This window comes from Nostoc sp. (assembly GCF_036919575.1).
In the GTDB taxonomy this organism is placed as follows: domain Bacteria; phylum Cyanobacteriota; class Cyanobacteriia; order Cyanobacteriales; family Nostocaceae; genus Nostoc.
This window is the reverse complement of sequence record NZ_JBALBY010000092.1, coordinates 27,240-48,577: the sequence shown is the minus strand read 5'-3', so window position 1 is coordinate 48,577 and position 21,338 is coordinate 27,240. Positions and strand designations below refer to the sequence as shown.

Sequence of the window (21,338 nt, the reverse complement as noted above, 5' to 3'; positions counted from 1 at the left end):
TTTCTTATTTTTCTTGATTGACTACTGATGAACGCACCAACCTTTGTTTTAGACGGTTTCTCCCTTCTTTCATGTCTTCAAGCTGATTGTTGCTTTTGTCAAAAGAAGACAAGTGGTTACTCTTTTCCTGATTCAAATATTGAGCGAAAGAGCTTACGGTTGGGTATTTAAACATTTCAAGTATTGATACATCTTGATTAAAAATTTCCCGCAACTGACTATGAACCTTAATAAGAAGTAATGAGTGACCGCCGAGATCAAAGAAATTGTCATATAGACCCACCTCCTCTACTTGAAGCACGTTTTGCCAAACAGTTGCAATCATTCGTTCTAGCTCAGTTTGCGGTTTTACATAAGCTTCAGTTGACCGTGTAATTTCCCCATCAGGTGCTGGTAGTGCTTTGCGGTCTATTTTGCCATTGGGTGTTAACGGTAGGGTGTCTAAGGTGACAAAGGCATTTGGCACCATGTATTCTGGTAGCTTCTGTTTGAGGAATTCACGTATTTGATTGGTGGTAAGTGATTCATCAGAGCTGACAAAATAGGCAACTAAGCCGTTTTTATCAGGAATATCTTCTGTTGCAATAACTACAGCTTGTTGGATTTGGGGATGGGTGTTGAGGACTGCTTCAATTTCTCCCAATTCAATGCGGAAACCCCGCACCTTCACTTGCTGGTCTATGCGACCAAGAAATTCAATCTTCGCATCAGGCAAATATCGAGCCAAATCCCCTGTTTTATACAATTTGGAATTTTGACCCTTCGACAAGCTCAGGGCATCGCTTTTGAATTTTGAATCATTAAAGGGATTTGGGATAAATTTTTCTTGGGTTAGTTCTGGGCGGTTGAGGTAACCTCTGGCTAAACCATCACCTCCAATGTACAATTCTCCAGCTACGCCTATGGGTACTGGTTGGAGGTGTGAGTCTAAGATGTAGATTTGGGTGTTACTTATGGGGCGACCGATGGGAATATCACCTCCTCTTAAGCTTTGTTTTCCAACTTCGTAAATACAGCATCCGACTACAGTTTCTGTAGGGCCATATTCGTTAATCAATCTAGTTGCTGGTGCGTGTTTTTGCCAGAAAGAAGTAACTTTTTCTGATAAGGCTTCCCCACCAATAATAAATGCTTGAGTTTGAATGTTTACTTGTTCTGAGGCAAATAAATGGCTGAGTATTTTTAAATGAGCCGGAGTAATCTTTACAAGGCTAAACTTAGTACCAGAACACAATGCTGCTTTAAGTGCTTCAATTTCTCCTTTCTCTGGTAAAAGAACTACTATTAGTCCTACCAATAAAGGAGAAAATAAACTGGTAATAGTGGCATCGAAGCTAATAGAAGAATTGACAGTAGAACCTTCTCCATCAGCAACATTATAAGCTTTTGTACACCAGCTTAAATAATTCACCATACCACTATGGAGAATCATTGTTCCCTTGGGTTTTCCAGTAGAACCAGAAGTATAAATTATATAAGCTAAATTGTCTGATTTGACTTGCGTACAAGGGTTATCCTGAGAATAATCAGCAAAGTTTTGCCAATCTTCATCCAAAGAAATTATTTGTGTCTGGTGTTCTGGAAGTTGTTTGAGTAAGTGCTGTTGAGTTAGTAGTATTGGTAATTGTGAATCTGCCAACATATAACTCAACCGTTCTTGGGGATAATTGGGGTCAAGGGGTACATAAGCACCACCAGCCTTAAGTATCCCCAACAGTCCCACCACCATCTCAATTGAACGTTCTACACAAATGCCCACCAATACTTCTGGTCCGACACCGAGGGTTTGCAGGTGATGTGCTAGTTGGTTGGCTCTTTGATTTAATTGCTGGTAGGTCAACTGCTGATTCTCAAATACCACTGCCACCGCTAGGGGTGTTCTCTCTACCTGCTCCTCAAATAACTGATGAATACATTTATCAGTGGGATATACTGACGCAGTATCATTCCACTCCACCAACAACTGATGGCGTTCTGCTTCACTGAGTAAGGGTAATTCACCCACAGTTGCTACTGGATTTTCCACAATTGCGCTACACAAGTTCTGGAAATGAGCAGCCATCCGCTCAATGGTTGACCCATCAAACAAGTCAGTATTATACTCCCATTCGCCCACCAATCCCCGGTCAGTTTCGGTGATTGAAAGTGTCAAATCAAACCTAGCAATCGTGCTTTCTTGATTTAACTCATACCAGGTACAACCAGGTAATTCTAATTCACTCATTGGTGTATTTTGCAATACAAACATCACCTGAAACAGGGGGGAATGACTCAAAGAACGTTGTGGTTGCAATGCCTCAACTACCTGTTCAAAAGGCACATCCTGATGTTCATAAGCTTTGAGTGTAGTTTGCCGAACTTGTGTAAGCAACTTCTCAAAACTGGGATTATCTTCAAAACGGGTTCTCAACACCAAGGTATTCACAAAAAAGCCAATCAGTGACTCAATTTCACTGCGGTTACGATTGGCAATGGGTGAACCAATTAAAATATCTGATTGACCACTGTAACGATATAGTAAAGTGGAAAACGCTGCCAGTAGGGTCATAAATAAGGTAGTACCCGACTGTTGAGATAGGGTTTGCAATTTCTGAGTTAAATCCCTATTTAACGTAAAACTTTCAGTCCTACCCTGATAAGTTTGCACACTTGGACGAGTCCGGTCAGTAGGTAATTGTAATCGGGATGGAGCGCCATGCAATTGCTGCTGCCAGTAATTTAGTTGAGTTTTTAGGATTTCTTTACTCAACCATTGTCTCTGCCAAACTGCAAAGTCGGCATACTGGATAGGTAATTTTGGTAAGGGGGATGGAACTCCAGCACAAAAAGCTTGATATAAAGTAGATAGTTCTTGAATGAATACCCCCATTGACCAACCATCATAGACAATGTGGTGCATACAAAGTAGCAACACATAAGACTCTTTCTCTAGTTGCACCAAAGTAACTCGCAACAACGGACCATTGACTAGGTCAAAGGGTCGTTGAACTTCTTTAGATAACTGTTGTATGAGAGTAGACTGCTCAACTTTTGGCAATGCCTGCAAGTCCATCACTGGTAGAGTTATTGTCAGAGTCGGGGCGATCGCCTGGATTGGATACCCATCCTGATGGGGAAAAGTGGTGCGTAGAATTTCGTGTCGCTGTATAATTTCTTGCAAACTCTGCTCCAAATGACTAATCTGAAGCAAACCCTTAATGCTGACGGTAAAAAACTCGTTATAGGTAGTACTTTCTCCATCAATTTGGTGTATAAACCACAATCTTTGCTGATTCAACGACAAAGGGATAGTTCCGTTCCTTGAAATGGGTTGAATAAGTTCAAGAGTGAAAGTTGAGGCGAGACTGGTTTTTTGCAGAAACGCGATAATTTCATCTTTACGTTCAGCTAACTCAGCACGTATGTCTGGTATTAGTGTTCCTTTAGGGGCATTACAGAGCAGGCGAACATCTCGTGCAGGAGATCCGTTAACTTCATCAATCCAAAGTTTAATATCTAAGTCATCTAAATACAACAAAAACTCTTCTATGGGTTTCATAATTTTAGTTTCTAAAAATTACTTGTTCAAAAAGTATTTAAAAAATATGGGTCTGCCATGTCCGCTACAATTTTTCTTTTCCCAAAAAACGGCATTTTCATAGCTCTATCTCCTCTCGCTCACCCACAAAATCACTAGTCGTTATCTGTCGTTTTTGGGTTGTTAAAAGAATTTTATCTACTAAAGCAGATATGCCAGCTACTGTAGGTTCTGCAAACAGGTTGTTCAAGGAAAGTTCCACTTGAACGGCTTCACGAATCCGAGAAATAACTTGAGTGGCTAGTAATGAATGTCCCCCTAGTTCCAAAAAGTTATCGTAGATACCCACTTTCTCAATACCCAGTGATTGTTGCCAGATTTCGCCAATAGTTTGCTCAAGTTCATTCTGAGGAGCAACATAAGCATTACTAAGTTCAGGTCGTGGGTGTATGCTTTGGGATATGGTAACTTTTCCTAAGCTTTCAAAAGCAATTTTTGACAAGGGATTATTTAGCTCAATCCTAGTCATTAAATCTTCAGTTGATACTGTAATTCGGGGGAATGAACTGTCTAGAATACGCATAAAAACATCAACACCCTCTGAAGGAAGTAGTGCATTCTGGAGGTATTTTTCTTCAATAATGTTGTAGTTTCTTTTGACAGCGTTTTTGACTGCCTCTACTGACATTCCAACTTCTTGCCAATCATCCCAATTAACACTAACTGTGAAAGTTCCATTTTTACAAGTGTTGTAATAAGAGAAAACGTCAAGGAATTCGTTGGCAGCAACATAGCTAACCTCACCAAATTTTGTTTTATACAGTACAACACCCACAGATGAACAAAGAATCAAAAAATCTAGTTCAACGTGTTCTAATAGCTTACCGAGTACTAATGTACCCCTCACTTTTGGTGCTAGAACACTCTCTGTCATTTCTTTTGTTCTTCTTTGAATAACACCTCCATAATCAACAACCGCAGCAGTATGGATAACACCATTTATTGAACCAAACCGCTGTTGAGCCTTGGCGATCGCTGCTTGCATTTGTTCTTCATTAGCTACATCGGCGCTGACAACCAAAACCTCCGCCCCAAACTGTTCAAGTTTTTGAATTTTCTGAATCTTGCGGCTGATATCATTGTCTTCACCGTAATTAGCAAGCCATTCAACCCACTCATCTGGTGCCGGAAAAGCTGAACGACCTAACAGAATTAATTTGGCTTTTACAGTCTTCGCCAGATGTTCCGCTAGCGTAAATCCAACGCCTCCAAGACCACCTGTAATCAAGTAGACTCCTTCTTTCCTTAACCTGAGATTTGTTTCACTGCGCTTATTCAATTGGACTGGTTCAAAGGTTTGTACCCAACGGTGAAGACCACGGTAGGCAATAAACAGGTCGGAGGATTTTGCTTGTAGTTCGTTGAGTAGTTGGTCTATAAGCTTGCCTTCACTTCTAGTTCCTGATTTGGGAAGGACAACATCAATGCTACGACAGCTAATTGAGGAGTATTCTTGGGGAATGATCTTAATTGCTCCCAACATGGTCGCTTTCTGTGGACACAGTTCTTCTTCTGTAGTTACTGGCTGCACATTATTTGAAATAACAGTCAGTTGAATCTCACCCATAACATTATGTTTCCCAAGTGCCTGCGCTAGAAAGATAAGACTGTGCAGCCCTAAATCTTGAGCTTTGTCAACCTCTTCAAGCTTTGATACTGTTTGACTGTTCTTTGTGACACTCCACAAATGGACAATTGTGTTTGGGAACTTTCTTTGCGCTAAAATTTCTTTGACTAAAGTATGGTAGTCATCAGGTTGTTGAGGGTTCAGAGTATATGCGCGATCGCTCTGCTGAGTAAATGCTCCAACTTTAACAATAATAACATCATGATCGTCCCGTTCCAATCGTTCTACAATTTGGGAACCCAAACCGCAATCATCAACAAACACCAGCCACGATGATTTACTTTCCACTAACTCTTCATCTGTAAGAGACACTGGTGGTATAGATGCTTTCCAACAAGGTAAGTAAAACCAGTCAGCGACATCTGGTTTTTTGCCCAGTGATACCTGAGATTCACGATTACGATCTAACTGTTTTTGAGGTTCAATCCAATAACGCTGCTGCTCAAAGGGATATGTAGGTAAGGGAACGCGAAGACGTTTTTGGTGGCTATAAAATCCAGACCAATTTACCTTTACGCCAAAAAGCCAAAGCTTGCCTAATGTAGTGAGCAAAAACTCTACATCTGATTGACGGTCTTGCGGATGACGTAACGAAGTTAGCACAACTTGCTTTGCTGTCTTATCTAAATGCTGTGTGGCTAATGTACTTAACGTCCTTCCAGGACCAACCTCTAGCAGGATTTGCTCGGGTTCTTTCAACAACTGTTGCAGTCCTTGTGAAAAGCGCACACAGGATCGCAAATGCTTTGCCCAATAATTTGGATCTGTTGCCTGGGAAGCTGTTATCCAGGTGCCAGTCACATTGGACAAGTAGGGAATTTGTGGGGAATTGAGAGTTACTTTTTTGACTGCAAGGGTGAAAGGTTCCAAAATAGAGTCCATCATCTGGGAATGGAATGCATGGGAGGTATGCAAACGGCGGTAGTTTACGCCTTTTTCTGCAAGCTGGTTCTGCAATGCCTCCACATCAACCGTGCGACCTGAAACCACACAAAGGGATGGTCCGTTAATGGCAGCAATTTCTAGAGACGTTGTCTGCATCTCTACATTTAGCAGGGCTTGCACCTCTTTTTCTGGAAGATGAATAGCAAGCATTGCCCCTGTTGGCAGTTGTTGCATGAGCTGCCCTCGTAAAGCTACCAGGTATAAGGCATCTTCTAAAGAGAAAACACCAGCGAGAGTTGCTGCTACATATTCACCGATACTGTGACCAATCATTGCTTTTGGATGCACGCCCCAAGACATCCACAGTTGAGCTAGAGAGTAAGCGATCGCAAACAAAGCTGGTTGTGCAATAGCTGTCTGTTTAAGTTGTTGTGCTGCTTTTTCAGCTAATTCCTCTTGAGGATACAATACAGATTGCAGGTCAAATCCTAAATGAGGTTTGAGGATTTCTGAACACAAATCGATGTACTTAGCAAATGTAGGTTCAGTCTGGTAGAGTTCGCGCCCCATGTTCACATACTGAGAACCCTGCCCTGAAAACATAAACACCACAGACCGCTCTTTGAGTTCCTGAAAGCTTGTAAAAACTCGTTGCGGATCGATTAACTCCAATGTGTTTTTACCTTCATCAAGCTCTTGAGAAACTATAATCCGTCGATGCTCAAAAGCTCTACGACCAACAGCAAGCGTATAAGCTACATCGCCTAAGCTAAGTTCTGGATGCTCTTTTAAATGCGTGATTAAATTAGCTGTTGCCTTCTCAAGAGCATTTGCAGTTTTAGCCGAAAGACACAACAGAAAATATTCACTTTTGACTTTTGACTTTTGACTTTTGACTTGTATTGGTGCTTCTTCTAAGACAATATGGGCATTAGTACCCCCGATGCCAAAGGAACTGACCCCAGCACGGCAGGGTGTCCCGTCTGTTGTCCATTTGGACAGCGTCGTATTGACGTAAAAGGGACTATTGGCAAAATCAATATTGGGTGATGGTTTTTCAAAGTTCAGGCTAGGAGGCAGCAACTTGTGTTTCAGCGCTAAGGTAGTCTTAATTAGACCCGCCACTCCAGCGGCTGCATCAAGATGTCCGATATTTGTTTTCACGGAACCAATAGCACAGAAGCCCTTCTTCTGAGTACTGGTTTGAAAAGCTTGGGTCAGTGCTGCAATTTCAATCGGATCTCCAAGAGTTGTTCCAGTTCCGTGCGCTTCTATATATGAAATATCCTCAGCCTCAATTCCTGCTACTGCCAGAGCCTCTGAAATCACTGCCGCCTGACCGGACTCACTTGGAGCAGTGTAGCCCACTTTCAACGAACCATCGTTATTGATAGCAGAGCCTCTGATAACTGCATAAATGTAGTCACCATTTGCCAAAGCATCCTCTAACCTCTTCAGCACAACAATGCCTACACCATTGCCATCGACAGTTCCCTGAGCAAGAGTATCAAAAGCTCGGCAGTGTCCGTCAGGAGAGGCAATACCGCCATTTTGGTAAAAATAACCTTCTTTTTGGGGAGTGTAAATCGAGACACCACCTGCCAGTGCCATATCGCATTGATAATTTAGCAAGCTTTGGCACGCCAAATGAACAGTAACCAATGAAGTAGAACAGGCAGTGTTAACGTTAATACTGGGTCCTGTCAGATTCAATTTATAAGAAACCCGTGTAGGCACATAATCTTTATCATTGCCAATTGAAACTTGTAAATTGCCTGCTGATTCGATGAGGTCGCGGTTTGAAACTAAGTTTCTTGCTAGGTAAATATTCAAACCAGCGCCAGCGTAAACACCAATTCGACCGTCGTATGCTTCAGAATTATAACCAGCATTTTCCAGAGCTTCCCAAGCACACTCTAGGAAGAGGCGGTGCTGGGGGTCCATCAATTCAGCTTCCTTGGGTGTAAAGCCAAAGAATACAGCGTCAAACATTTCGATGTTTTCCAACACCCCTTTGGCTTTGACATAGTTAGGGGAATCTAGTAAAGCCGGGTCTACACCTGAAGCGATGAGTTCTTCATCTGTGAAGAATGTAATTGACTCTACACCGTTGACTAAATTTTGCCAAAATTTATCAACGTTGTTAGCTCCTGGAAAACGACCAGCCATGCCAATTATGGCTATAGGTTCTAAAGAATCTTCAGCGTCCCAATTATACATTTGCTTTCCTCTTCTGCTTTATGAGTTGCTTTTGTCTTTTGATAGCCTCTTTTTGCTTTTTGGCTAAGTCATTAATTGGGGCAAGGGCAGTTTGTTCTAGATTATTTTCTTGGCTTAAATATTGAGCTAAAGCACTGATAGTTGGATATTTAAACAAGTCAGTAACTGAGATATGACTGCTGAATATTTCTCGCACTTTACTTCCAACTTGAATGAGAAGGAGTGATTGACCACCAATATCAAAAAAGTTGTCATAGATACCTACTTGTTTTCGACCCAAAATTTCCATCCAAAGTTTAGCTAATATCTCCTCTGTAGGAGTACTAGGTGCAACAAAGCCTTCTTCCAAATCACTTGTAGATAAATCTGGTGTAGGTAGAGCGTTGCGGTCTAGTTTACCGTTAGGTGTTAGAGGCAAAACCGATTGCATAACAAAAACTGACGGCACCATATGGTCGGGCAGTTTTTCCTTGAGGAAGCGGCGCAATTCACTAGTGTTAGGGACTTGTTCCTGGCTAGAGACGACATATCCTACTAAGCGTTTGTCACCGGGAGTGTCTTCGCGGACAATGACAACCGCCTCCTGCACTTTAGGATGTTCGGTCAACACTGCTTCAATTTCTCCCAACTCTATACGAAAGCCGCGAATCTTTATCTGATGGTCAATGCGACCGAGGAATTCAATGTTGCCGTCACTACCGTAACGAGCCAAATCCCCTGTTTTATACAATTTTGAATTTTGACGCTTTGACAAGCTCAGGGCATCGCTTTTGAATTTTGAATTATTAAAGGGATTTGGGATAAATTTTTCGCTAGTTAGTTCTGGGCGGTTCAGGTAGCCTCTGGCTAACCCATCACCTCCAATGTACAATTCTCCGGGTACACCTATGGGTACTACTTGGAGGTGTTTGTCTAGGATATAAACTTGGGTGTTGGCTATGGGGCGACCGATGGGGACTAGCTGACGATTTTCTTGGAGCTGACATTGCCAAAAAGTCACATCAATCGCTGCTTCTGTTGGTCCATATAGATTGTGAAGTTCACATTCAAGGTGCTTAAAGAAGCGTTCAGTAAGTTCAAACGGTAGTGCTTCTCCACTACAAATGACTCGCTTCAAGCAACTACAATTTCCAGAGTTGGGTTCTTGCAGAAAAACTTGAAGCATGGATGGTACAAAATGTATTGTCGTAATTTGCTGTTGAGAAATTAAGTTGACTAAATAAGTACTATCTTTATGTCCTTCTGGTTTTGCGATTACAATCCTCGCTCCAGTTAGTAAGGGCCAGAAAAACTCCCACATTGAAACATCAAAGCTGAAAGGAGTTTTTTGCAAAACGCGATCGCTACTCGTTAATTGATAAGCGTCTTGCATCCATAATAAACGATTGCGAATTCCCTGGTGGGTATTCATTGCTCCCTTCGGTAGTCCAGTAGAACCAGAAGTGTAGATGACATAAGCCAAATTATCCCCACCTACCCCAACATCAAGATTCTCCTTCTGGTGTTGCTCAATTGCCCCCCAATCACTATCCAAACAAACTACCTGTGCAGTAGGTGACGGCAAAGATGACAACAACTGCCTATGAGTCAGCAACACCTCGACACCTGAATCCGCCAACATATAACTCAAACGTTCTTGGGGATAGGTGGGGTCAAGGGGTACATAAGCCCCACCAGCCTTAAGTATCCCCAACAGTCCCACCACCATCTCAATTGATCGCTCTACACAAATTCCTACCAGTACTTCTGGTTTTACACCTAAAGTTTGCAAATGATGCGCTAGTTTATTTGCCCTGACGTTCAGTTCTCCATAAGTAAGTTGTTCTTCCTCAAAAACCACTGCTACAGCATCCGGTGTTTTTTCTACCTGAGCCTCAAACAACTGATGAATACACTTGTCCTGGGGATAATCGACTTGAGTATTGTTCCACTCCACAAGTAACTGATGTTGTTCAGCTTCACTCAGCAGAGGCAATTCAAAAAGACGTTGTTCAGGATGAGTGATAATTCCCTCTACCAAGGTCTGGAAATAACCTAGTATCCGGCTAATTGTGTCAGCATCGAACAAGTCTGTGTTGTACTCACAATTCAATATCAGTTCATCGCTGATCTCAATAACATTAAAGCTGATGTCGAATCCAGTAAAACTGATAGGTGGAGCGAAAATTTCTGTTTCCATTCCAAACATTTTTGGCACAGTTACAGGTCGCTCCAAGTTAAATATGGTTGCAATCAGAGGGGAGTGGCTTGCGTCCCGACCTAATTTTAGTTGTTTAAGCAACCAAGCGAAAGCATAATCTTGATGTTCGTAAGCTTCTAACAATACATTCCTGAGCGTTATCAAATACTCTGAGAATGTCGAACACCCAACAGAGCAACTGCGTATAGGCAATATGTGGGCACAGTAGCCAACAAGCCCTTCACTCCCCTTAAGCGATCGACCCGCACTCGGAATACCTACTACGATGTCGTCCTGTCCCGTCAGTCGGTGAAGTAAAGCTGTATATACCGATAGGAGCGTCATAAACAGGGTGCAACCTTTTTCTGTGCTGACCCTTTTTATTTCACGACCAAGGCTAGCATCGATTCTCATGGTTTGCCTGCTACCCTTATAGGTCTTTATTAGTGGGCGAGTCCAGTCAGTTGGCAAGTCTAAGATGGGAATCGAACTAGCAAATTTTTCCAACCAGTAGGATTCATGAACAGCCATTTTTTCTGTCTGGCGTTGCTCTTCCTGCCAATTGACGTATTCCCTAAATTGTTGAAGCGATGAGAGCTGGCAAACAACGCCCTGACACTCTGTTGAATACAATTGAGCTATTTCTTCTAGAATAATGCCCATCGACCAGCCATCGGTAATAATGTGATGCGCCGTCAGAACTAGCAAATGTAGTTGCTCTTTTAGTTTGAGAATCTGAGCGCGAAACAGAGGTGCTGTGGCTAGGTCAAAAGGTTTTAGGTTTTCTTGTTGAAACCACTGTGTTACTTGAAAATCGCGATCGCCCTCTGGGTGGCTCTCCTTGGGAGCATCGCCTGCATTAGATAAATCAATTAACGAAATATCTATCCGCAGAGATGGCAAAATCTGCTGAAAATTACCCTGAGTGTCGATCTTTGTTCGTAAAGCATCATGGCGATCTACAACTTGCTGTACGGCTCGATTCATCGCCTCCAGATTTAACGAACCTTTTAATTGCAGACCGATCGAGATTTTGTAAGCGAGCGTGCCATCATCTCCCATCTGATCTAAAACCCAGAGTTGCTGTTGAGCTTTAGTTAAAAGGATTTTGTCTATTTTTTCCTCGACTTCGGCTTCTTTTACTAAGTTCGATTCACTGATTTTTTCCGATGTTTGTATTAATTTTTGCTCTTTTTGGCTGCTATTACTATCAGAATTTGGTAAAAAATCACCTTCTCGCAGTTCGGCGACAATATTTTTAATTGTTTGAATTAGGTAATCTATATCTTCGTCAGTATGCGCCGCAGACAGAAAACAATTACGCCCCTCCCAAACATAAATCCCCTTTTCGAGCAAATGATAAAATAACAAGTCCATATTGCTCGAAAAAGCAAAACGGAACAACGAGCCAAAATAAACGATCCGAAGGGATAAATTCTCGCCTTCAAAATAAGCATTTAGCGTGTTTGCTAACTTAGCTGTGCGCTGATTCAAATTCTCTTGCAAAGTAGATCCGCGCATTTTTATTTCTTTGAGGACAGCACTCGCAGCAGCTAGAGCTAGAGGATGTTTGCAGAAAGTGCCAGCAAAAAATGTCGTCTCTGCTTGAGGATATGATGCATCTTCATAGTTCCACATCCCACCGTCAAGACTATTCATATAAATAGCTTTACCAGCAACCACACCGATAGGCATTCCCCCCCCGACGATCTTGCCATAGGTAGCAATATCTGCATCAATACCGAACCATGCTTGCGCTCCACCAGGATGAATGCGAAAACCAGTAATCATTTCATCAATGATCAATGCGATTCCCTTTTCTCGCGTTAACTGTCTGAGTTGGTGGAGAAATTCTCTCGGTTGGAGATCGGGTCGGCGGCTTTGTACTGGTTCGACTAAAACGGCTGCTAGTTCGTGTGCGTGAGCTTCGAGTATCTCTAAGGAATGAGGATTGCCATAGTCAAGCACCAAAACATCTGCGACTGCATTTGATGTAATCCCGGGAGCAATTGGTACTACATTTAAACTCTCGTCGCTCGTTTGAGTCATTGCCAAAGTCCCATCAAAGTGACCGTGATAAGAACCAGTAAACAAAGCAATTTTTTGACGACCTGTAACTGTGCGTGCCAAGCGCAGTGCTGTCATCACTGCTTCGGTTCCAGAATTACAAAAAGTAACTCGTTCCATTCCCGTAAGTTGGCAAATTAGCTGCGCTACTTCTCCTGCCAGACGGGTTTGGGGTCCAATTTGTATTCCTCGATCGATCTGCTCTTTTAAAGCGGCGATCGCAAAATCGGGCTGGTGTCCAAACAAATTCACCCCAAATCCCATTGTCAGGTCTAAGTACTCATTTCCATCAACATCCCAAATTCTCGAACCCTGAGAACGTTCTCCCACAATCGGATAGAGCATTTCTTTGGTAGAGAAACGAAAGCCCGCCGCAGCCCTATTGTCTGCCAAAATTGGTCGATAGGTTTGCGTTAGTTGTTTTGAGGTTTGAGTCCGCTGGGTATAACGAACGATGAGAGCTTCTAAATGACGCTGTTGTTGGGGGTTGAGTCCTCGATGGCGAATTTCGCTAACTTTCCAGGGAGGCAAGGGCGAAAATGTTTCTTGATCGATTGGTTTGGGTAGTGTTGGCTTAAGTGTCTCAACTGTGAGTTTTGAGTGTCCGTTGTGAGCAGAAAAATTGGGAACTGTGGATAAACCATTACCCCGCATCACTTCTAATTGCTGAGACATCAGCTGAAGCTGCTGCTGAATAATTGCTTCCATCGCATTGCTCCCTCCCGTCTGTTGCTCTACTGTCGCTCGCTCGCTTGGTTGTGATATTTGTGATCGCGACATTACCTCAGTTTCCGTCTCATTTAAAATAAAATCTTCTGGGACAATCTGCTCGTTTAGATAATTTGCCAAGGCATCAATGGTCGTCAACTCCTCAAATAATTGGCGAATAGTAATTTTTATTCCATAGGTTGTTTCAATCCTGTTAACGGCATCAATCAGGACTATAGAATCAGCGCCCATTTCTAAGAAAGGAGCGTTTATATTTATCTCAGATGGTTCTGCTTTCAGTAAATTCGCAACCAGAGTTCTCAAGGTTGTGAGAATTGTTTCTTTTTGGTTCGTTTTGGTAGATGTAGTCAAAGTAGGATTTAAACCGTTAGTAGCGATCGCGTTTGTCTTTATAGGCTTGGATAACTGGTTTGGCATTGTGCTTTGTTCCTGAATCCAGTAGCGTTTTCTTTGGAAAGGATAGGTGGGAAGCGAAACTAGGCTACGTGAATAATCTCGATCAAATCCCAGCCAGTCAATCTTTGCTTTGCTTACATATAAGACTGATAAACTTTCCAGCATCACTCGCCAATCCTCTTTCTGCGGTGCTAGAGAAGGTAGCCAAACCGCCTTTTCTTCTTGTTGACAGCGTTTACCTAAGCTCGATAGGATTGGTTTAGGGCCAATTTCTAAAAATAGTTCGTATCCTTGTGCGAATAGAGTTTTTATCCCTGCCATAAATTGCACTGTTTGGCGAGTGTGTTGTCGCCAATATTTGGCATCGGGGATAAACTCAGAGTCCATCATTTGCCCTGTCAAATTGGATATTAGGGGAATACTTGGAGCGCGAAATTGGATTTGACTGGTTTGTAACTCAAAGGCATCCAAAATATCTTCTATTAAGGGAGAGTGAAAGGCATGAGACACTTTTAAGCTTCGAGTCTCAATTCCTCGTGCTTCCAAGTCATCAGCAATTGAGGCGATCGCTGATATACGCCCAGATAGCGTAATATTTTTGGGGGCGTTGATGGCGGCGATCGCTACTTCTGAGGCGTAAGATTGAATAGCTGTTGCTACTTCTGCCTGATCGGCAAACACAACTAACATCTCACCTTCAGGAGGCAGTGTCTGCATCAGTTTTGCCCGTTGGGAAATCAGTTTGAGTCCGTCTTCCAAGCTGAATACTCCCGCTACACATGCAGCGACATATTCACCGACACTATGACCCATAACTACATCTGGAGTTATCCCCCAAGATTTCCATAACTCGAAAAGTGCGTATTCTAAAGCAAATAATGCTGGTTGAGTATAAATTGTTTCATTTAGGAGAGAATCACTATCTGATTCGGGATATAAAATTGATAGTAGCGGTTTTTCCAAATAAGAAGACAGAATTTCTTGGCAGTGGTCTAAACAGTTGCGGAAAGTAGGTTGAGTTTGGTAGAGTTGTTGTCCCATCCCTAAATACTGGGAACCCTGACCGCTAAACAAAAAGGCAATTTTAGGAGACTTTTGACCGAGTAAGCGATCGCTTGCTATCTCATAATTCTCTTGACCAATAGTAAAGGCATTCAATGTTGTTTGCAATTGCTGTCTAGATTCAACGATCGCAGCCAATCTATGGTCAAAATGCGATCGCCCAGTATTGGCAGTAAAGCAAACATCTGCGAGTGATGCTTGAGGATGAGAGGCTAAGAAATCTATATAGCTCTGTACCAATTCCCTCAGAGCCGGCTCACTTTTTGCCGAAAGCGTAAGCAGATGTAGAGAACGTTCAATGTTACTAGTAACAATAGTATTTACAGGAGCTTCTTCTACAATCACATGGCAATTGGTTCCACCGAAACCAAAGGCACTGATTCCAGCAAAGCGTCGTCCCTTCTCAGAAGTCCAAGATTGGCATTCTGTAGGAATGGAAAAGGTTGTTCCTGCTAGAGAAATATAGGGATTTAACTGTTTAAAATGCACATTAGGGGGAATCTCTTGATGTTGTACTGAGAGTATCACCTTGATTAAGCTAGCAATCCCCGCAGCAGCTTCCAAATGGCCAATATTGGTCTTAAGTGACCCTAACCAACAGGTTTGGTCTGGCTGACGGTTTGGCATAAGTACAGCTTTGAGGGATCTAACCTCGATTGGGTCGCCTAAGGATGTACCAGTACCATGAGCTTCTACATAGCTAATTTGTTCTGGTTCTACGCCTGCGTTTTTTAAGGCTTGACGGATAACTGCCTGCTGGGAAGGCCCATTGGGTGCAGTGAGTCCATTGGTTAGACCATCTTGGTTAACTGCTGAACCTCTGATCACTGCCAAAACATTATCTCCATCCTGAAGGGCATCCACAAGGCGCTTCAGAACAACTACCCCACAACCTTCCCCCCGCACATAACCATCAGCACTGGCATCGAAGGTTTTACAACGACCATCAGCAGCCATCATGCGTGTTTGAGAACAAGCGATCATTGGTACTGGAGAGAAAATTAAATTCACCCCTCCCACCAAGCACAGATTAGATTCTCCAGTTTGCAAACTTTGGGATGCATAGTGAACTGCGACTAAAGACGCGGAGCAAGCAGTATCTATTGCCATGCTTGGGCCACGCAGATTGAGTAAATAGGATATGCGGTTTGCTGCAATGCTTAGGCTTGTACCAGTACCACTGTAAGCACTGATGTGAGAGAAGTCATATAAACTTCTATAGCAACCTAGCCGATCATAGTCGCTACTGCTGATACCGATGAAAACCCCTGTCTGACTGCCAGACAGGTTATTTGGAGCTAGCCCTGCATTTTCCAAAGCTTCCCAAGCCACCTCCAATAACAGTCTGTGCTGGGGATCCATGTACTCTGCTTCATAGGGGGATATCTGGAAAAAGCTGGGGTCGAAGTGATCCACGTTCTCCAGAAGACCGGCCCAGCGAGTGTACATTTTTCCTGGTGTAGCTGGTTCCGGATCGTATAAAGTATCGATGTTCCATCGCTCTGGCGGTACCTCAGTAATCGCGTCTCCCCCTGTATGTAACAGTTCCCAGAAGGCTTCCGGGCTTTTAGCACTGGGAAAACGACAAGCAACACCAATAACTGCTATAGTATCCATTTTGACAATATCTATTTTATTTGCTTGCAGATAAATCTAGAGGGTGTTTATCAAGTGTTTGTAGTGAAGTCAGGAAACTGATTTTTTGGGTATGTCAGCCAAGGTAACTACTACTTGATCTTGATAAACACGCTCTTAAATTATCTTTGCGGCGTACATTCTGTTCGCTTTCTGTAGAATAATCAGATAACGCTGCTGGGTATATTTGCCTATTTTAACAGGCAACTACCTTAGAGAACTGCATGAAGGTTTTGATGTTATTGCTAATAGCCTGCTCGATTGAGCCACCGGCAGCCATGAGGCGCATTTCCCGGTTAACAGGCCATAGATAGTCCAAATGATCAGAAAGTTGGCGGATTTCTGACATCAGGCGTTTATGGGATTGCACTGACTGATGAAAACCTTCATGTTCATGACAGAAACATTTCTCTACCCAATCAACGGCTTCTGGGTGAGAGATTTCAAATATGGGACTTCTCAGTAGCTTGTAGATATCCAGCATCCCGGAAATATCATCGCCAAAAAAGCGATTTCTCACTACTCCAGAAATCTGGCTCAGATTACTACGTTGAACTACATAGACGGCCAGATTAATCAACAATTTTTCGTATGCAGTTGGTTTCGGAAAATTCTTGTATAAATCTCGAGCGAGAAATAGGGAAGTTGTTGTGTGGAAAGCTTCATCCAAGAAGTGGTAGTAGGATAGAGCTGTTGGCTCTGGCACGAACTCACCTTGGCTTTGAAGCTTTCTAAAATGTGAAAACATGCTGTGCTCTTGATTCTTGAGCAGCATATTACCCATGTAACGCACAGTGTAGTATTGACAAGCTAAGAAGGGTGAACTTCCCCAATTTAAAGCAAAGAATCGCAAAAGAGAAGAAGGTATGACCCCCCGCCCATGAAAAAATCCTCTGGTGGTTGCTGAGGTGAATTTGTTTTCTGCTTCTAATTTATTGAAATGCTCAGATTTATACCGTTCTTTGCCGTTGAATAAGATATTAGAGAGGAATTGCAAAGCAGAGAACTGATAATTAGAAGCCTGCAAATCTTTCCGCTTTTCATCTTCAGATTTCTTTTCCACAGAATTGACGAATGCTTGCTGACCTAACAAGGCTTTCATCGCTTGGTAATTTACCTTGTAGAAAGCATGAATGTGGACACGCTCTTGAGCAGATTCATGCTCTAATTGGCGAGCAATTATTTCATAATCTCCACCAATTTTTAAGAAACAGTCTGCTGTAATCTGGTTATAATCAATTGTCTCCATTTCACTGTAGGCAGCATAGCTATACTGTGAAACCCAGAAAAGCTGGTTGAGAGCTATTTTTTGAGATTCCGAAGCGACTTCGTAAAGGGGAGTTCCGTAAAGAATCGACAGTTCAGGTTGAGTCCAAAAATGATTACTATTGTTGCTGTATTTAAAGTTACGATCTATCTCCTTAATCTTCTCAGTATAGTCAGTGTCTAGATTATTGCGATAATTATGCTCAACATTTCTGAGCCGTTTAATTTCTTTTTCTGAGGGTGAATCTTGGTTAGGAGTAGCTGAGTTGTTGATGGTACTTTGTGTCATGATCTCTTCCTCAAATGCTAAAAGATTCTCGTACTACAAATGACGGACGCTTTCACCTGGAATTATTTAGCTACATAACGTGCTAAAGCTTCAGAGGTTAATTACTTTTGTGCAATGGGAGGCTGGCTACTCAACTTGGGCTTCTGCGGCTAAATACTTTGCTAAAGTATCAACAGTTGGGTAGTCATACAGTAGAGTTGGTTCAAATTCAGACCCCAACCATCCTTCTAAATCTCCACTCATTCCTACTGCACCTGCGGAGTCAAGTCCATAGCGGTCAAAGGGAATGCTCGTGTCAATTTTATCTGGATTGATATTTAGCATATCCGCTAGATATGATACTATCCAAGCTTCAATTTCGCCTACTTTTCGGACTTGATTTTTGACATTTTTTTTGCCGATTTCATCATAAGTTACCGAATTGGTAGATATCTGGTTTACTTCAAAACTCACATTTTCCATTTGTTTCTTTGCTGTCCAAAGTAAGAGTGTTAATCATTTTATGCTTCTATTATCAACAAACAAGATGAAACTTTTTACCTCTGAGGAATGGGAATCAAATTTAGCCTTTAACCTCATGAGTTCTTTAAAGTTGAAAGCTGCTGTAATACAGATTGAACTTCTGCTTCTAAATGTAGAAACTTAGTTTTGTTTTGAGGATTTTCACTCCAATCATCTACTACATCTAAACTTCCAGCCAAAAACTGATTGCGGCAAGCATAGTGCTGAATTTTCCCACTAGAAGTTTTGGGAATACTGTTAGGTTTTATCAGTACCACTGCATAAACTTGGAGATCATGGTGTGATGCTACTGCCTGACATATATCTCCGATTACCTGGGGCACATCTAGCTTTCTTAAATAACTACGTTCTACTTCTTGAACAATTACTAGTCGCTCTTCGCCTTTGATGTCCACGGCAAAAGCTGCACCACCCCATGCCTGTAATACCGAATGGCTGCGTTCTACTGTTAGTTCAATATCCTGGGGATAATAGTTGCGACCTCGAATAATAATCACGTTTTTGATTCTGCCAGTGATGAACAGCTCGCCATCCTGCAAAAATCCTAAATCTCCGGTACGTAGAAATGGACCTTGATTTCCTAGGTAGGCATGGAAACTTTGTTCTGTCTCCATAGGTCGATTCCAATAGCCACCTGCTACGCTCTTACCTGATACCCAAATTTCTCCTACTTGACCGATTTCACACTCAGTTAAGGATTCGGGATCAACGATCGCAACTTGGTTAGACCACATTTGACCACAGCCTACTATTGTTCGGACACCCTCTTGTCTAGCTACAGATGTGATGATCCGATTTTGCTCAAGAGCTGCCTCGTCAATATGGCGTACAACAGGTTTATCTGTCTTTATCCCTCCAGAAACTAATAAAGTCGTTTCTGCCATTCCATAACAGGGGTAAAACGCTTCTCGGCGAAAGCCGCAAGGGGCGAAAGTTTCTACGAACTTATCCAATGTTTCAGCACGGACTGCTTCTGCTCCATTGAAAGCTACTTCCCATCTGCTGAGATCAAAGCTCTCTATCTGTTCAGGTGTAATCTTGCGAATGCAGAGGTCATAAGCAAAATTGGGCCCACCGCTAGTAGTTGCCTTGTAGCGGGAAATTGCCTGTAGCCAGCGAAAAGGCTTTTGGAGAAACAACATCGGTGGTATGAGTGTGACTGGAAAACCACCATAGAGAGGCTGTAGTATTCCACCAATTAACCCCATGTCATGATAGGGCGGTAGCCAGATTACACCTTGGCTATGAGGTGTATGCCCAAAACACTGATAAATTAGCTCTGAGTTGTGTAATAAATTGCCATGACTTACCATTACTCCTTTCGGTATTCCTGTGGAACCTGACGTGTACTGAAGAAAAGCCAGAGTATCACTGTTAACTGTTGGTTCTTGCCAATTTGAAGCTAAGTTATTGTTAATGCTATCGGTAGCTAACCAGGCTAATGCTGCTAATGTCGGATTTTCAGTTAGTTCAGTCTGGATTCTGGTTAATTCGGATGCTGTAGTCAGTACTACTGCTGCTTCGGCATTCGATACAATCGCTTGCAGTCTGGATATTTTCTGATTGCGTCGAGGCGGATAGGTAGGAACGGCGACACAGCCAGCGTATAAACAGCCAAAGAAAGCAGCAATAAAATCTAGACCTGGCGGAAACAGCAATAAGACTCGTGAACCAGGAACTTTAAGTTGGTCTTGAAGTCGAACAGCGATCGCTTGCGCTTTTTGCTCCAATTCTTTATAAGTAAGACTTACGCTTTCTGTGTCTCCGTCTACCAAAAAAGTATAAGCCAGTTTGTTTGGTTGGTAGAGCGCCCTGTAACGTAAGATATCAACTAAAGTGGTGCAGGTAAATAAATTTGCTGAGTTTAAATTGTTAATCATAGCCTTTTCTATATAGTACTTACGCATTGAAAAATTAGAATTATGCTAATTAACTCACATCTGGTTACTGAACAAAAGTTAAGCTTTTTGAGCTAACCTTCCTGTCATCTTTCTCGACTGTTGTACTTTGGCAAGAGAAAAATATTTTGCGCCCGTGGATTCACGCACGGTTTTCTAGCCTAGCCAGGAGGGACTTCGTGACTTAGGCATTCACTTATCCCCAAACTGTTGCCGAGTCTTGAGTACCTGTTGAGATGCTGTGATTATGGCTGACAAATGATACTCGCTTAATCCAGTGTTTGCTGCTATCATAATCACCGAAGCTAGTTGCTCTGGCGTTAAGTTTTTGATACTACTTACCATTTCAGCGATCGCTGTATCCGATGTCTCGTGGTAAATAGCATCACCAATATATAGTAAGTAAGTCGGCGCAATTAAAGCTAACTGGCTGGGGCTGTCCTTTGTCCTTTGTCACTTGTACTGAGCGACGTCGAAGTATTCGTCATTGGTAAAGGTTTTAAGCCTATTTACGTTTCGTAACATAAATTGGTTTATTTCCAACGACTTACTTAATCCTGACTGTTTTATTGTTGAAGCAAATGAACCTATGCGTTTTTCAGGACTCCTTCACTTTATGGGTTAACTTGAGATGCGTCGATGAGGATAAGTTAAGGAAAGTTAGGGATCTTCAATCAGCTGTGCCTCGCTTATGCGCTGCGGAATGTGTCTTGGAAGAAGCGCCTTAAGAGTATTCCTAAATTTGTGCAGACCTGGGGACTGCTGCCATTGTCAGTAAACCAAAAAGTTTTTCCCAAAGAGCTAGAACTTAGGCATTGACAAAATTTTGATTGTGTGGTCATCACCATAGTAGGCATAAATCACCTCAATAAAGTCGGAGTTTTGAACTAGCTAGAACTTACGCATTGACAGAAAGACAATTATGTAAATAAGGTGTAACCTTCTTTCTTACATGCTTCTGTGACTGCGATATTTCCTGTTTGCCT

Annotated in this window: 7 protein-coding genes; all 7 read right to left on the bottom strand. The window is 42.3% G+C overall.

Features of this window, described 5'->3' with window-relative positions:
• Positions 1 to 4 precede the first annotated feature (4 nt).
• The 7 genes from V7K27_RS23225 to V7K27_RS23195 all read right to left on the bottom strand — a co-directional run bounded on the left by V7K27_RS23225 (position 5) and on the right by V7K27_RS23195 (position 20,697).
• Positions 5 to 3,538, bottom strand: coding sequence for a non-ribosomal peptide synthetase (locus V7K27_RS23225; protein WP_334950445.1), 3,534 nt, complete (start codon positions 3,536 to 3,538; stop codon positions 5 to 7).
• A 97-nt stretch (positions 3,539 to 3,635) separates the two neighbouring features.
• Positions 3,636 to 8,309 carry a type I polyketide synthase gene (locus V7K27_RS23220; RefSeq protein WP_334950444.1) on the bottom strand — a complete coding sequence of 1,558 codons (4,674 nt, stop codon included), beginning with the start codon at positions 8,307 to 8,309 and terminating at the stop codon, positions 3,636 to 3,638.
• Positions 8,302 to 16,359, bottom strand: a complete 8,058-nt coding sequence (locus tag V7K27_RS23215; RefSeq protein WP_334950443.1) for a non-ribosomal peptide synthetase/type I polyketide synthase — start codon at positions 16,357 to 16,359, stop codon at positions 8,302 to 8,304. The genes V7K27_RS23220 and V7K27_RS23215 overlap by 8 nt, the downstream gene beginning before the upstream one ends.
• 214 nt (positions 16,360 to 16,573) lie before the next feature.
• On the bottom strand, positions 16,574 to 17,932 hold the full coding sequence (locus V7K27_RS23210; RefSeq protein WP_334950442.1) for a hypothetical protein: 1,359 nt from the start codon (positions 17,930 to 17,932) through the stop codon (positions 16,574 to 16,576).
• A gap of 126 nt (positions 17,933 to 18,058) precedes the next feature.
• Positions 18,059 to 18,394: an acyl carrier protein gene (locus V7K27_RS23205; RefSeq protein WP_334950440.1), complete on the bottom strand. Its 336-nt coding sequence runs from the start codon at positions 18,392 to 18,394 to the stop codon at positions 18,059 to 18,061.
• Positions 18,395 to 18,507: 113 nt separating this feature from the next.
• The gene (locus tag V7K27_RS23200; protein ID WP_334950439.1) at positions 18,508 to 20,334 is read right to left on the bottom strand and encodes a fatty acyl-AMP ligase; all 1,827 of its coding nucleotides are present in this window, start codon (positions 20,332 to 20,334) and stop codon (positions 18,508 to 18,510) included.
• Positions 20,335 to 20,544: 210 nt separating this feature from the next.
• Positions 20,545 to 20,697 (bottom strand): hypothetical protein, encoded by a 153-nt coding sequence (locus V7K27_RS23195; protein ID WP_334950438.1) that lies wholly within the window; start codon positions 20,695 to 20,697, stop codon positions 20,545 to 20,547.
• Positions 20,698 to 21,338: the final 641 nt, after the last annotated feature.

Bases quoted from the DNA above. Each gene is read 5' to 3' on its own strand.
- V7K27_RS23225 (WP_334950445.1), bottom strand. From the start codon at position 3,538: ATGAAACCCATAGAAGAGTTTTTGTTGTATTTAGATGACTTAGATATT.
- V7K27_RS23220 (WP_334950444.1), bottom strand. From the start codon at position 8,309: ATGTATAATTGGGACGCTGAAGATTCTTTAGAACCTATAGCCATAATT.
- V7K27_RS23215 (WP_334950443.1), bottom strand. From the start codon at position 16,359: ATGGATACTATAGCAGTTATTGGTGTTGCTTGTCGTTTTCCCAGTGCT.
- V7K27_RS23210 (WP_334950442.1), bottom strand. From the start codon at position 17,932: ATGACACAAAGTACCATCAACAACTCAGCTACTCCTAACCAAGATTCA.
- V7K27_RS23205 (WP_334950440.1), bottom strand. From the start codon at position 18,394: ATGGAAAATGTGAGTTTTGAAGTAAACCAGATATCTACCAATTCGGTA.
- V7K27_RS23200 (WP_334950439.1), bottom strand. From the start codon at position 20,334: ATGATTAACAATTTAAACTCAGCAAATTTATTTACCTGCACCACTTTA.
- V7K27_RS23195 (WP_334950438.1), bottom strand. From the start codon at position 20,697: ATGGTAAGTAGTATCAAAAACTTAACGCCAGAGCAACTAGCTTCGGTG.